Raw genomic sequence first — 13,460 nt, 5'->3', positions numbered from 1 at the left:
AGGCCCTCCTGCGGGGCCTCCATGTCAACCTCTCGCCCTGACTGTCCACAGAGTTATCCACAGGGGAATCCACAGTGGGGAAAAGGTCGGAAGATCTGTGGATAACCTCTCGCCCGTTGACACCGGTGTGACCGGCGAACCACCGCCCAAGCAGTGCCCAGCCTGTCGCGATCTTGCTGGTGAAACGTATATGCGGCCAGGCCACGTGGGCGTCGCACACGCGATGCACAGGCGCTCGCACGCTCTGTGGATAAGTGCGATGAACGTCGTCCTCAACTGTTGATCAGCGGTTGATTAGCGGTTGATCAGCCGTTGATCCGGATCACTCCGGCGGCCACCACGGCCACGATCACCAGGCCCATCGCGGCACACGTCCCCCACTGCACCAGGGCTCGCCGCTGGCGCGGGGCGTGCACCATCCCGTAGGCGATCACCGTGCCCGTCACCAGGCCGCCGACGTGCGCGCGCCAGTCGATGGTCTGCGACTGGGCGAAGGTGAACAGCAGGTTCAGCACGATGATCGCGACGATCGGCCGCAGATCGTAGTTGAGCCGCCGCATCAGCACGAACGTCGCGCCGAGCAGCCCGAAGATCGCCCCGGAAGCGCCCAGCGAGGTCGACCCCGCCCCGGCGACCAGGAACGACAAAGCGCTGCCGCCCAGCCCGGACAGCAGGTACAGCGTCAGATAGCGCGCCCGGCCGAGGGCGACCTCCAGCCCGGGGCCGATCCACCACAGCGACAGCATGTTGAAGCCGATGTGGATGAGCTGCTGGTGCAGGAAGACCGCGGTCAGCAACCGGTAGTACTGGCCGTCGGCGACGCCGATCGTGGCGTGGAACGGCGGCGGTGGCCAGGCACCGACCAGCGCCAGGTCCTCGACCAGCGTCTTGTTCGCCTGTACGGCGAGGAACACCGCGAGGTTGATCCCGATCAGGATCATGGTGACCAGCCGCGGGTTGGCGACGACCGTGCCGCCCGCGACGGTGCGCGGCCGCGCTGCCGACTGGTGGCCAGCGCTTATGCACTCCGGGCACTGGAACCCGACCGAAGCGCTGACCATGCACTCCGGGCAGATCGGACGGTTGCAGCGGGCGCAGCGCACGCCCGTCTCGCGGTCCGGATGCCGGTAGCAGCAGACCGCCTGGTCCATGGTCATCTTCTTCCCTCTACCGACTCTACCGACGGGGGTTCCGCACGGCCGCGCGTCAGGCCGCCCAACCCGGCGCCCCGCCCGTCCGTACGAGTGAATTACGAGGAATCACGAGGAATACGGACGGGCGGGGCGTCTGGGTTCCCGGCGGGCCGGGTGGCTGGTTCAGCCCTCGCGCTTCTCCACCACGACACGCTCGATGACCACGTCGTTGAGCGGGCGGTCGGTGCGCGGGTTGGTCTGCGTGGTGGCGATGGCGTCCACGACCTTCTTGCTCGCCTCGTCGGCGACCTCGCCGAAGATGGTGTGCTTGCCGGTCAGCCACGCGGTCGGGGCCACGGTGATGAAGAACTGCGAGCCGTTGGTGCCCGGACCGGCGTTGGCCATGGCCAGCAGGTACGGCTTGTTGAAGGACAGGTCGGGGTGGAACTCGTCGGCGAAGGTGTACCCCGGGCCGCCGGTGCCGTTGCCCAGCGGGTCACCGCCCTGGATCATGAAGCCGGAGATGACCCGGTGGAAGACCGTGCCGTCGTAAAGGCGGTCCGTGCTCTTCTTGCCGGTCTGCGGGTGCGTCCACTCGCGCTGGCCCTCGGCGAGCTCCACGAAGTTCTTCACGGTCTTGGGAGCGTGGTCCGGCAGGAGCCGGACGGCGATGTCGCCCTGATTGGTCTTGAGGGTGGCGTAGAGCTGCTCGGCCACGACGTACCTTCCATCGACTTCACTGACAACCACGAATCCTCGCACGGGCGGACTTCCAAGGAGTAGCCCGACCGCCCGACGGGCCGCTTGTGCCCCGGATGCCTGAACGTACATGCCGTACGGCGCGCGAGCGGGCATGATCTCTATTCGGGTGGAAAGGCGATAAGCCGGACGCCACCGAGAAGGAGGTTCTCGTGACCCGCAAGAACAGCGTGCGCAACGCGGCCGTGGCGACCAAGGAGAGCGTGCAGCACGCGGCGGAGGTGGTGGCACCGTACGCGGGTACGGCGCGGGACACCGCCGTGCAGTACGCGGACGAGGCGCGCCGGAGGCTGGCGCCCAAGGTGTCGTCCGCCGCGAACTACGCCGCGCTGCAGGCGCGCACCCAGTACGACGCCCATCTCCAGCCCCGTATCGCCCAGGCGATCGAGGCGGTACCGCCGGGGGTGAGCGCCACGGCCACCAAGGCTTCCCGTAAGACGCGCAAGGCGGCCCGTAAGACGCGCAAGGCCGCCCGCAAGGCCGCGGGCTACGCGGCGCCCCGGGTCGGCCAGGCCGCCCAGGCGGCCCGCGCGGCGGCCGAGCCGGTGCGACAGGAGGCAACCGCCCGAAGCGCCGCGGCGCTGGCCGCGCTGCGCGGCGGGGTGTCGGCCGCCGACATCGAGAAGCTGGCCAGACGGCGCAGCCGCCGGTGCCGGGTGGGCCGGATCGCCAAACTGCTGGCGGCACTCGGTGTGCTGGGCGGCGGTACGTTCGCGGCGGTGCGGTGGTGGAAGCGGCAGACCAGTCCTGAGTGGCTGGTGGAGCCGCCGTCTCCCACCGAGGTCCCGGACACCGGCCGCGCGCCCCTGCACGCGGTGGACACGGACGCGGCTGACGCCGCGGGGGAGGAAAAGCGCAGCAAGGACAAGGGCGCGGGCTGAGGGCTCAGGGCTGAGGCCCGGACGGGTTGCGGTTGGCTCGGCACCGCCGAGCCACGCCGCGGGGGCGCTCGCCGCTGCGGCGGAGCTCTCGGAGGCGAGCCCCAAGCCCCCGGGCTGAGGCGGTGGGGCGGCGCCGCCCAACCCACCGCACCCCCCCGCGACAGCGAACCCACCGCACCCCGCTACGGCGGCCAGGACGCCCCCGTCAGCACCGCCAGTGCCGTCGTGCGGTCCAGGGACGCGCCCGTGGCGTAGGCCGCCGCGTAGGCGGGGGCGCCCAGGGACGCGCGGGCCGCGTCCGCGAGCTGGGGCTCGTGGGCGCTCCCGCACATCCCGTCGACCACACCCAGCAGTCGCGCCGCGTGCTCCGCCGCACCGTCCAGCAGCGCGAGTGCCGCCCGCGCCTGAGCGACCCGTACCGCCACCGGCAGTACGCGTAGCGCGGAACCGCTCACCTCCGCGAGGTGCCCCCGCGCCGTCTCCGCGTCGCCCTCCGCCACCGCCGTCCTGGCCAGTACGACGAGGGTGTCCGCCCGGGCCAGCTCACCGGCGAACCCTCCGGCCGGGCACTCGCGCAGCGCCAGTTCACACAGCCTGCGGGCCTCCCCGTACTCCCCCCGCAGCCATGCGCTCTCGCCCAGCCCACGGTGCGCCGCGGCGAGCGCCTCCAACGCGCCCATGGAGCGCGCGAGTTCGGCCGCCCGCCGGAACCCGGCGTCCGCCGCCTCGAACTCGCCGACCCGCGCCAGGCTCTCGGAACGCAGCGCCAGCTCCTCCACCATCTCCTGATCGGCGTCCAACTCCGCACTGAGCGCCAGCGCCTGGTCGAACAGCTCGATGGCACGCCTGGGTTCGTCCTGGAACGCGGCGAGAAAGGCGCGCCACGACAGGGCCATCGCCATGCCCCAACGATCGCCTAGCGTACGGAAGTCAGTGAGCGCGCGGTCCATCTCAGCGGCGCCGCCGACCAGTTCGGCCTGCGTGAGCCACAGTTGGACACCGGCGCCCAGCCGCATCAGCGCACCGGACCACACATCCGACGGCTCCGCGGGCTCCAGCGGCACCGACCCCGTCGGCACCCCCTCGTACGTCCCCCACAGCAGCATCAGCACGGGGTACCGCCGTGGCAGCGGTCCCCCGCGCCCGGCGACCTTCCGGGCCGCGGCCAGGTGCGGTGCCAGGCCCTCGGCGTCGGACCCGTCGGACGCCGCCGCCAGCACGCACAGCGCGTACTCCTCCGCCAGCCCGGCGGGCGGGTTCGGGCTGAGCGCGGCCAGCACCTGCCGGGCCGGGGCGGCGCCCTCGTACCGCATCCCGCGCAGTGCCCAGTAGGTGGACAGTCCGCCGAAGAACCGCAGCGCGGTGGTGGTGTCGCCGTCCGCGACGGCGCGGCGCAGCGCGGTGTGCAGGTTGTCGTGCTCGGCGCGGATCCGTGCCAGCCAGTGGAGTTGCCGCGCACCACGCAGGTGCGGTTCGGCGGCGGTGGCCAGTTCGCCGAAGTACCCGCTGTGCGCGCGGCGTACGGCACCGGCCTCACCGGCGGCTTCTAGCCGTTCCGCGCAGTAGGCGCGGATCGTCTCCAGCATGCGGTAGCGCACGCTGTCCGAGCCGTCGGACCGGTCGGCCACCACCAGCGACTTGTCGACCAGCGACTCGGTCAGGTCGAGCACGTCGGCCGCCTCGATGCCCGCCTCGGCGCCCGCCGTCGGGTCCGCGCAGACCGCCTCGGCGGCGGCCAGCGTCCAGCCCCCGGCAAAGACGGCAGCCCGGCGCAGTACGGCGCGCTCCGGTTCGGTGAGCAGTTGCCAGCTCCAGTCGACGACCGCGCGCAGCGTCCGCTGCCGTGGCTGGGCGGTACGACTGCCCCGGGACAGCAGTTGGAACCGCTGGTCACGAGCGGACGGCAGTGCGCTGAGCCGGGCCGCGATGTCGGCCGCGGAGAGCGAGCGCAACCGGGCCGCGGCCAACTCGATGGCGAGCGGCAGCCCGTCGAGCGCCTCGCAGACCCGCAGCACCGCCGCCAGATCGCCATCCCGCACGGCGTCCGGGCGGACGGCGGCGGCACGTTGCAGAAACAGCCGCACCGCGGGGAAGTCCCGCGCCACCTGGGCGTCGGTCCCCGGCGGCGGCAGCGGCAACGGCGTGACGGCGCACAGGACTTCGCCGGTGATGCCGAGCGCCTCGCGGCTGGTGGCGAGCACCCGCAGCCCCGGGCAGTCGGCGAGCAGCCGGGCGACGAGCGAGGCGACGTCCTCGACGAGGTGCTCGCAGTTGTCGAGCACCAGCAGGGTGGGACGGTCGGCGAGCACCGCCGTCAGCCGCGCCACCGGATCGCGCGTGTCGCGGGATCCGGTCATCCGGCTCGCGTCGCGCACGCCGAGTGCGCCCAGCAGCGTCTGCGGCACTTCGGCGCCGTCGCTGGCCCCGGACAGGCCGACGAAGCACACCTCGCCCGGGTGCCGTCCGGCCGCCTCGACCGACAGCCGGGTCTTGCCCGCGCCTCCGGGACCGATCAGCGTGACCAGCCGCTCGGTGGCCAACCACCGCTCGATGGCGGCCAGTTCGTCGGCCCGTCCCACGAATCCGCCCAGTTGGGCCGGGAGGCCATGGCGTGCGGGTTTGTCGGGCACCGGGTCCGCGCGCAGTACCGCGAGGTGTGCCCGGTTCAGCTCGGGCCCGGGGTCGGCGCCGAGGTCCTCGGCCAGGGTCCGGCGCGCCTCCTCGTACACCGCCAGCGCCTCGGCGCCCTGCCCGGCGCCGTGCAGCGCGTGCATCAGCTGGGCGCGCAGCCGCTCCCGCAGCGGGTTGGCGGCGACCAAGTCGCGCAGTTCCGGGACGAGTTCGCGGTGCGCGCCGAGCGCCAGGTCGGCGGCGACGCGGTCCTCCAGGGCCGCCAGCCGCGACTCCTCGATCCTGGCGACCTGCCCCGCGGCGAACGGCGCCGCACCCACATCGGCCAGTGCGGGCCCCCGCCACACCGCCAGCGCCTCCCGCAGCAGCCCGGCCGCCCGTACCGGGTCACCCGCGCCGAGGGCGGCGCGCCCGAGCCCGGCCAGCCGCTCGAAGCGGTGCACATCCACCTCGTCCGGGTCGACGGCGAACCGGTAGCCGCCGGGATGGCGTTCGATGGGCTCGTCCAGCACGGCACGCAACCGCGACACCTGTGCCTGCACGGCGTTGACGGCCCCCGCCGGTGGCTCCGTCCCGTACACCCCGTCCACCAGCCGCTCCACCGGCACGGCCCGCCCCGCGTCCAGCAGCAGCAACGCGAACACCGCCCGCCGCACCGCCCCACCCAGCGCGACCACCGCACCATCCCTGCGCAGCGCCCGCGTCTCCCCCAGAATCCCGAATCGCACGGGGGTGATTGTCCCTTGGGACGGAGTTCAGACTCATCGAGCGGTACGCCGGAGGGCCTGTGGCCCCCAGACACCGTCATGGTGTCCGTGGTGAGCTGTACGACGACGGGCTTGCGGGAGACGGAAGCGAACCCGAAATGCACCGGCGGTTGGACAGGCATCAGCCGACCCAAGTCGTTCGCCTCGAAGACGACATCAGCCGTGGTGATCCGCCGCAGGTCTTGCACGCCGTACCACTCACGACGCACCCCTCCGACCACGGGCGTGTGCGCCCGTCAGGAGGCATGCCGGAAGGTGCCAGATTGGTGCCCGGACGCGGCGCCAGGTGGACGGCGGGGTGCTCGGTGCGCCTCGTCAGCGGTGACCGTACGCAGGCGGGTGTTGCCGTCCAGATGGTTGGTGCCGACCCCCGCTCGGGCGATCACGGCGAGGGTGCAGTACTGCGGGCGACGATCCGGCCCATCGCGGTGTCCCAGTCGCTCTCCACCAGCCGATCGCCATCGCATACCAGCGGCCTGGTCGGGAGGTCGCGGGAGTGGTTGGCCTGCCCCGGTCGTCCACTACTCACCCGGAGTCAAAGACGTTCGGTTCGCGATTCCCCGTCCGGCCGCACTGCGCACCGCCCCAGAGGTACCCGAAGGCTAGGCGGACAGCGCCCCTTGCGGAGACCCAGCCGTTTGTGCCGTGTCCTCACGGTTCGGTTCCGTGTTTAGTGCCGCAGGCAGGGGCTACTCGGTGGGTTGAGGTTGCAGGTCAGCCCTGCCGCCGTAATCGAACCAGCATCTGCCCACGGTGCGCTGACGGCCCGAGAGAGGAGGGCAGTTGATGACCGCCTGTCTGCGGGACCCGAGAAGCGACCGGTTGAGTTTGCTTGGGGTCTACCTCAACGATCACTTGGCCGGCGCCACGCTCGGCACGGAACTGGCCCGCCGGATGGCCAAGGCAGAACGCCACGCGGCAACCGCTCAGGAGCTGCGGCGGCTGGCGGCCGAGATCGCGGAGGATCGGGCATCGCTTCTGGACATCATGAGGGCGCTCGGTGTGCGGCCCCGCCGCTACAAGGCGGGCGCCGGTTGGCTCGCCGAGAAGGCCGGGCGTCTTAAGGGGAACCGCCAGTTGGTGCGTCGCTCGCCGCTCAGCTCCCTGCTGGAGCTGGAGATGCTCCGGATCGGGGTCGAGGGCAAGGCATTGGGGTGGCGTGCGCTGCGCGAAGTGGCGGACGGCCACGAGCGTCTCGACAAGCGTCGGCTCGACGGCCTGCTCGACCGCGCACGCGACCAGGGCGCCACTCTCGAACGCCTGCATCTCCAGCGGGTAGCGCACGCCCTCCCGGCTTCCTGACCGCGGTCGCTGCACCTTTGGACGCTTTGGAGGCGGCCATCCCGTCCACACACCGGCAGGGCCTGCCGCCCGCCAGGTGCCGTGGTCAGCCCGCGCTCTCCTGCAATCTGGCGTACCCCAGTTGCAGCGTGTCGGCTACGGCCACAGCGGTCATTCCGCCCGCGATCCAGCGAGTTGTCCGCGGAGCCGCCGCGAGTCCGGCGAGACCGATGGTGGCCAGCCACTGGGTCAGGCAGAACGGCCAGGTCAGCAGCTCACCCACCGCGTGCCGTACCGGACCGGTACGGGGGGTCTCCACGACCTCACCCGGACCGCTGGTGCCCTGGTACATGGTGAAGGGCGCCCTCAGCGGCGACATCACAGCGTCCTTGGCCAGTATCCGGCTGGCCCGGAACGTCGCCACACCCAGCAGCGCCAGATCGCTCGCGGCGGGCCGGTATGGGAGTGGCCCACGTCTCACCGCTGCGGCGGCAGCGCAAGCCGCCAGGAGTGCGTAGCCCCCGAGAAGCACGCTGTAACCGGCCAGCGGGCGCCCCTCCCCGGCTTCGTCTGTGCCCTGCTCATAGCTGCTGTGGAGCCGCGCCCACCAGCCGCGCTGCTGCCGTCGCTGTCCCACACACCCTCCCGATCGCACGAGCCCGGCGGGTACCGGGGGCCTTCGACGTTATGCCGCCACGGTGTGGGCCGCGATCGCCTGTACGCCCAACGAGTGACCCGATGAGTCACGAGGCTCGACGAAGATCGGAGAGATCGGAGAGATCGGAACGCTGGTGCCCGGAGCCGTCCCGCCAGCTGATCAACAGCTTCCTGACACAGCTCCAGGGCAGTCAGGGCAAGGCGTGGGGGTCGCGCTCATCGTCGGCACCGCGGTCGCGGTGGGATAGCACGCACGTTACGAGTTAGGAGTGGAGCCTAGGGGAGTCGAACCCCTGACATCTGCCATGCAAAGACAGCGCTCTACCAACTGAGCTAAGGCCCCTCGGCGTGGGTGAGCACGCCGCAGACCAGGGTACCGGGTACCCGGGGGAATCTTGTACACGGTTTCGGCTGGAGCGGAGGTGGGGCGGGGTTCGTAGGATGGTTTTGCTGTATTCGCAGCCGCAAACAGGAGCTGGGATGGACACCTCGTCGCCGCAGGACGCCGCTGTTCGGGCGCGGGAGCAGCAGCGGGGGTGGTACGGGGAGCCGCTGGGGGATCTGTTCCGGCGGCTGATCGGGGACCTCGGGCTGAACCAGGCCCGGCTCGCCTCGGTGCTCGGGCTGTCCGCGCCGATGCTGTCGCAGTTGATGAGCGGGCAGCGGGCCAAGATCGGCAACCCGGCGGTGGTGCAGCGGCTGCAACTGTTGCGGGAGCTGTCCGCGCAGGTGGCGGACGGTGCGGTGACGGCCGTCGAGGCGGCCGCGCGGATGGAGGAGATCCGGGAGGCGGCCGGGGCCACGCTGCTGGGCAGCGCCACGCAGTCCACCGGCGGGCGGGCGGTGCCGTCGCCGCGCCGGGTGGTGCGGGAGATCCAGTCGCTGCTGCGGTCGCTGAGCTCGGCCGACGAGTTGCTGAGCGCGGCAGGCGCCCTCGCCGACAGCCATCCGCAACTGGCAGAGTTCCTCCGTGTGTACGGCGCCGGGCGCACCGATGACGCCGTGGCGCACTTCGAGGCGCATCAGGACTGAAGCGAACACTACGTCTGAGGGGCGCGCGGCATGGGTGAGGTCTTCGCGGGCCGCTACGAACTGGTCGACCCGATCGGGCGCGGCGGGGTGGGGGCGGTCTGGCGCGCCTGGGACCTGCGGCGGCGCAGATACGTGGCGGCCAAGGTGCTCCAGCAGGGCGACGCGCACTCGCTGCTGCGTTTCGTACGCGAGCAAGCGCTGCGCATCGACCACCCGCACGTACTGGCCCCGGCGAGTTGGGCGGCGGACGACGAGAAGGTGCTGTTCACCATGGATCTGGTGCGCGGCGGTTCGCTGGCGCACCTGGTCGGGGACTACGGACCGCTGCCGCCGCGGTATGTGTGCGTGCTGCTGGACCAGTTGCTGGCCGGGCTGACCGCGGTGCACGCGGAGGGCGTGGTGCACCGGGACATCAAGCCCGCCAACGTGCTGCTGGAGGCGACCGGAACGGGCCGTCCGCATGTGCGGCTGTCCGACTTCGGGATCGCGATGCGCAAGGGCGAGCCGCGGCTGACCGACACCAACTACGTGGTCGGCACGCCGGGTTACTTCGCCCCCGAGCAACTGGCGGGCGCGGAACCGGACTTCCCCGCCGACCTGTACGCGGTCGGCCTGGTCGCCCTCTTCCTGCTCACCGGCCGCAAACCGGACTCCCAGGCACTGGTCGAGCGGTTCCTGGAGTACGGCGTGCCAGCCGCCCCGCAGGGCGTGCCCGAGCCGTTGTGGCAGGTCATCGCCACCTTGCTGAACCCGAACCCGGAGGCCAGGTTCCGTACCCCCACCGGGGCGCGCAAGGCGCTGGCGGCGGCGATGGAGCTGTTGCCCGAGCCGGACATCGACGAGGAGCCCATTGAGGTGTTCGACCAACTCGGGCCGCTGCCCGAGGGGTTCGGCCCCGACGGCCCGGTCCGGCTCACCGCACCGGACGACAGCGCCGGGGAGTTCACCGGAGCCGACGGGCTGAGCGCGCCCGTGGCGTGGGCCGGGGTGCGCGGCACCCCGCCCTACTCGCCGACCGTGCCGCTGGCCGGGACGACCAGGCGGTACACCTCGGTGCCGGTGGCGGACCGACCGGCGGCGGCGCGGAAGGTGCCCGCACCGCGGGCCAAGGTGGTGGTGCCGGTGCTGGTGGTGGCGGTGCTCTGCTTCGCGGTGGGCATCTGGGCGCTCGCCGTGGCGTAGCTCACCGTCTGCGGGCCCGTACCGCCCATACGGCGAGTCCGGCCACCAGCAGGGTGCCGGTGACCACGCCGCCGTAGCCGACGGCCAGCAGCATGCGGTTGGGGGTGGCACCGCCGTCGTCGCCGGAGGTCGAGTCCGCGGTGACGCCGAATCCGGCGCTGGTGGCGTCACCTGTGTAGTGCGGGCCGGGCTTCCGGGTGCCGGTGACGGCGAGCCGCAGGGTGACGTCCACGCCGCCGGTGGTGTACTTCGCCACGTCGGGGTGGAGGCTGAGCTGCGCGTAGTACCAACCGGCCACCGGCGCGGAGTTGACCCGCACGTCCGTGGAGTCCCGGTTGAGGTAGTCCACGGTGGGAGTCTGGGCGGTGACGGCCGCCTGCGCACCGCTGTATGAGGCGGTCGCGTCGCTCACCAGACCACGGGCCGGGTTGTAGAGCACCAGACGTACGCCGCTGGTGGAGAAGCCGCCGCTGCCGGTGGTACCGGCGTTGGCGAACTCGGCGGTGGCGACGAGCCGTTGGCCCCAGTCGACCGGGATCCGGTAGAAGTGCGTTTCACCGGGCGCCAGATGGTCCTGGTAGACACCGCTACCGGGCAGTCGGGCGGTGTCGCCGTCCATGTCGGGGGCACCGGTGACCGCTGTGGGCGAGCCGTTGATGACCGGCGGTGTGGCCGTCGTATAGCTCTGTACGGGGCCGGATTCCACCGCGCTCACCGGGGGTTCGGACATATAGCGGATGTCCAGCGGCCAGTCCTCGGCGCTGGAGGCCGCCGCGTTGACCCGCTGCACGGACAGCAGGTAGTCACCGGCCTGCTGGCAGCCGCCGTCCGGCCGGATGGTGCGCACCACGGCGCCGCCCACCGGCTGGACGGCACCGTCCGCGCCGAACCGCGCGTCGTACGCGTCGCACGGCGTGCCGTCCCGGCCGGATAACTTCAGGCTGACGCCGTCGAGGAAGCCGACCCGGCTACCGCGCGGCGGAACGGCGAAGACCGACAGATACGCGGAGGAGCGCGCGTCGAGGCGTATCGCGTAGTACTTGGTGCCGCCCTTGGCGAGGGTGTCCTGGTAGGTGTGTCCGGCCGTCAGCCGCGGCGCACTACCGCTCCTGGCCGTGCCGGATATCCGCTCACCGTGCGGTACCCAGCCCTGCGGGGCGGTGTCCGCCGCCGCGCTCGCGCCGGGCAGCGCAAGGGCCACCAGCACCGCGAGCGCCGCCAGGATGCCTTGCCGGTCCCTTGCCACGCCCCACCCCTCGATCTTTGCTTACGCGAAGATATTGATGTGCGTATGCGAATTCAATAGTGAGCCCAATGGCGAAGCCCCGACCGCGAGGCGGTCGGGGCCCGACTGAGACTATGGATACGGGGCTCAGGCGCTCGTGCCGGAACCTGCCGGTACGGAGTCGGTCGCCTCCGTCCACAGGTCCTGCTCGGCGCGGTCCGCCTGGATCTGGCGGTACACGAGGAGCCCGCCGATGGCGGCCAGTGCGACCAGGAGAAACTTCTTCACCGCGCGACCTCGTCCTTCTTACGTTGGGAGTCCTCCGATGCGCCCGATGATACACACCGGCCGATATAGAACGGTGACCTAGGCCCGACCGGGTCAACTCCCGCCAGCGGCAAGCAGAAGGGGTCGGACACTCGATCGAGTATCCGGCCTCTTCGCGCTGGTGGGGCTGCCAGGACCTGAACCGGTGAGCCACAGGGCGGGGCCGGACGGGCGTTGACAGCCGGTTGTCGCGGCGCGAGCCTGAAATTGATGTGCTTGATCGTCCAGGGACGGCGCGGGCGATGCGGGCCCGAGAAACAAGCGCAGTCGAGCGGGTCCGACGCTTCCGTTTCGCCACCCGTGCGAGTCCAGGGGCTGCGCCCGGGCTCAGCGCCCTGACCGGAACGCTTCTTCCCTCAGGGGCCACGTCATGTCGATTTCCGTTGGCCCCAGCCGTTCGACCCACCGGCGTCGGACGGTGGTTGCCGTCATCGTCACGCCCTTGCTGCTGGCTTCGGTTGGCGCGATGTCACAGCCCGCGAGCGCGTCGGCGCCCCCGAAGATCACGGCCGCTACGGCGCACCCCAGCAGAACGCAGCCCAGCAGGACGTTCCCCTGCGAGGTGCTCAAGAACTGGATGGACAACCACCCAGCGAACACAGCGCAGTGGCGCAAGGTCTCCCTGATTTGGCTGGACCAGGGATGCCCGGGGCGCTGAGCCTCGGCTGCGGCTTCAGCGGCTGAACAGCCACAGAACGAAGAGGCGGGCCGTGCCCACCGGGGATGGCCCGGGCGAAGCCGATCGGCTGATGTCAGGCACGGATGCCAAACGCCCCCAACGGTGATCCGTTGAGGGCGTTCGCGCTGGTGGGGCTAACAGGACTTGAACCTGTGGCCTCTTCCTTATCAGGGAAGCGCTCTAACCGTCTGAGCTATAGCCCCGCGCTGCACCGAAAGATTAGCGCACAGATGGCGCTGTCCCAAAATCGGTGACCGGCTGCGGTCACTCGTCCTCGGCGAGGGTCAACTCGATGCCGCCCACGAAACCGGACGTCAGGTTGTAGAGGAACGAGCCCAGTGTGGCCAGCGCGGTCAGCAGCACCACGTCGATCACCGCGATGATCGCGGTGAACTCCACGACGTGCGAGAGCGACAGGAAGGACTGCAGGTCGAAGCCGGTCTGCTGGCCGGACCCGGTGGCCTCGGTGATGGTGTTGCCGACCGTGGAGAACACTCCCAGCGCGTCCAGCACCATCCACAGCACGGACACCGCGACGACCGTGCACACGCCGAGCGCGATGGAGAACAGGAAGCTGACCTTCATCACCGACCACGGATCGGCCTTGGCGATCCGCAGCCGGGCGCTGCGGGTGCGCGGCGCCGTGCGGGCGGCGGCCGGGCGCGGCTTGCGCACCCCGCCTTGTACCGGCAGCCCGGCGACGCCCTGCGGCGGCTGGTAGGCCTGCGGCGGCTGGTGCGGCGGAGCCGGAACGCCCCGGTCGTTCTCGGCGGCGGTCCGCCCGGCCGCCGCGCCCTGGGTGGCCGAGCCACGGGCACCACCGACCGGGGCGGACTCGGTGGCGGCTCCCGGCCGTCCGTCCGCCCCTGCGCCGCCCGCGGCAGCGCCCGTGGCTCCACTCACGGT

At 71.5% G+C, this 13,460-nt stretch carries 12 protein-coding genes, 2 tRNA genes and 1 pseudogene; 4 read left to right on the top strand and 11 right to left on the bottom strand.

Going from position 1 to position 13,460, the window contains the following annotated elements:
* Nucleotides 1-305: 305 nt before the first annotated feature.
* Both NON19_RS09050 and NON19_RS09045 read right to left on the bottom strand, forming a co-directional pair.
* A complete protein-coding gene (locus NON19_RS09050; RefSeq protein WP_255926224.1) occupies nucleotides 306-1,151 on the bottom strand; it encodes a rhomboid family intramembrane serine protease in 846 nt (281 codons plus the stop codon).
* A 165-nt stretch (nucleotides 1,152-1,316) separates the two neighbouring features.
* The gene (locus NON19_RS09045) at nucleotides 1,317-1,850 is read right to left on the bottom strand and encodes a peptidylprolyl isomerase (protein WP_255926161.1); all 534 of its coding nucleotides are present in this window, start codon (nucleotides 1,848-1,850) and stop codon (nucleotides 1,317-1,319) included.
* Between the two features lie 194 nt (nucleotides 1,851-2,044).
* Here NON19_RS09045 and NON19_RS09040 point away from each other — a divergent pair, with 194 nt between their 5' ends.
* Nucleotides 2,045-2,773, top strand: a complete 729-nt coding sequence (locus tag NON19_RS09040; RefSeq protein WP_255926160.1) for a DUF5324 family protein — start codon at nucleotides 2,045-2,047, stop codon at nucleotides 2,771-2,773.
* A 182-nt stretch (nucleotides 2,774-2,955) separates the two neighbouring features.
* Here NON19_RS09040 and NON19_RS09035 read toward each other — a convergent pair whose 3' ends face one another.
* Both NON19_RS09035 and NON19_RS09030 read right to left on the bottom strand, forming a co-directional pair.
* Nucleotides 2,956-6,132: an AfsR/SARP family transcriptional regulator gene (locus NON19_RS09035; protein ID WP_255926159.1), complete on the bottom strand. Its 3,177-nt coding sequence runs from the start codon at nucleotides 6,130-6,132 to the stop codon at nucleotides 2,956-2,958.
* Between the two features lie 347 nt (nucleotides 6,133-6,479).
* A pseudogene (locus NON19_RS09030) lies at nucleotides 6,480-6,682 on the bottom strand (hypothetical protein); the annotation flags it as partial.
* Between the two features lie 275 nt (nucleotides 6,683-6,957).
* Between NON19_RS09030 and NON19_RS09025 the strand changes: the two are divergent.
* Nucleotides 6,958-7,473 (top strand): hypothetical protein, encoded by a 516-nt coding sequence (locus NON19_RS09025; RefSeq protein ID WP_255926158.1) that lies wholly within the window; start codon nucleotides 6,958-6,960, stop codon nucleotides 7,471-7,473.
* Between the two features lie 85 nt (nucleotides 7,474-7,558).
* On the opposite strand, the gene NON19_RS33355 is transcribed toward NON19_RS09025, so the two are convergent.
* Nucleotides 7,559-8,089, bottom strand: a complete 531-nt coding sequence (locus NON19_RS33355) for a DUF1360 domain-containing protein (protein WP_255926157.1) — start codon at nucleotides 8,087-8,089, stop codon at nucleotides 7,559-7,561.
* Between the two features lie 290 nt (nucleotides 8,090-8,379).
* Nucleotides 8,380-8,452: transfer RNA gene (locus tag NON19_RS09015), tRNA-Ala, on the bottom strand.
* Nucleotides 8,453-8,589: 137 nt separating this feature from the next.
* On the opposite strand from NON19_RS09015, the gene NON19_RS09010 reads away from it, so the two are divergent.
* Nucleotides 8,590-9,141 (top strand): helix-turn-helix domain-containing protein, encoded by a 552-nt coding sequence (locus tag NON19_RS09010; protein ID WP_255926156.1) that lies wholly within the window; start codon nucleotides 8,590-8,592, stop codon nucleotides 9,139-9,141.
* Between the two features lie 30 nt (nucleotides 9,142-9,171).
* Entirely contained in the window at nucleotides 9,172-10,323 is a 1,152-nt protein-coding gene (locus tag NON19_RS09005; protein WP_255926155.1) for a serine/threonine-protein kinase, read from the top strand.
* Between the two features lies 1 nt (nucleotide 10,324).
* On the opposite strand, the gene NON19_RS09000 is transcribed toward NON19_RS09005, so the two are convergent.
* From NON19_RS09000 to NON19_RS08980, 5 genes are all read right to left on the bottom strand, one after another.
* Complete coding sequence (locus tag NON19_RS09000; protein WP_255926154.1) at nucleotides 10,325-11,569, bottom strand: hypothetical protein; 1,245 nt, start codon at nucleotides 11,567-11,569, stop codon at nucleotides 10,325-10,327.
* A gap of 126 nt (nucleotides 11,570-11,695) precedes the next feature.
* Entirely contained in the window at nucleotides 11,696-11,836 is a 141-nt protein-coding gene (locus NON19_RS08995) for a DLW-39 family protein (RefSeq protein WP_255926153.1), read from the bottom strand.
* 366 nt (nucleotides 11,837-12,202) lie between these two features.
* Nucleotides 12,203-12,460: a hypothetical protein gene (locus NON19_RS08990; protein WP_255926152.1), complete on the bottom strand. Its 258-nt coding sequence runs from the start codon at nucleotides 12,458-12,460 to the stop codon at nucleotides 12,203-12,205.
* Between the two features lie 220 nt (nucleotides 12,461-12,680).
* Nucleotides 12,681-12,757 (bottom strand) — tRNA-Ile (locus tag NON19_RS08985).
* Between the two features lie 61 nt (nucleotides 12,758-12,818).
* Nucleotides 12,819-13,457: a DUF3566 domain-containing protein gene (locus tag NON19_RS08980; protein ID WP_255926151.1), complete on the bottom strand. Its 639-nt coding sequence runs from the start codon at nucleotides 13,455-13,457 to the stop codon at nucleotides 12,819-12,821.
* Between the last annotated feature and the right edge of the window lie 3 nt (nucleotides 13,458-13,460).

It is taken from the genome of Streptantibioticus rubrisoli (assembly GCF_024436055.1).
GTDB lineage: Bacteria > Actinomycetota > Actinomycetes > Streptomycetales > Streptomycetaceae > Streptantibioticus_A > Streptantibioticus_A rubrisoli.
Note: the sequence above shows the minus strand (reverse complement) of the source record. Positions and strands in the feature narration are given on the sequence as shown.

Bases quoted from the DNA above. Each gene is read 5' to 3' on its own strand.
- NON19_RS09050 (WP_255926224.1), bottom strand. From the start codon at position 1,151: ATGGACCAGGCGGTCTGCTGCTACCGGCATCCGGACCGCGAGACGGGC.
- NON19_RS09025 (WP_255926158.1), top strand. From the start codon at position 6,958: ATGACCGCCTGTCTGCGGGACCCGAGAAGCGACCGGTTGAGTTTGCTT.
- NON19_RS09010 (WP_255926156.1), top strand. From the start codon at position 8,590: ATGGACACCTCGTCGCCGCAGGACGCCGCTGTTCGGGCGCGGGAGCAG.
- NON19_RS09005 (WP_255926155.1), top strand. From the start codon at position 9,172: ATGGGTGAGGTCTTCGCGGGCCGCTACGAACTGGTCGACCCGATCGGG.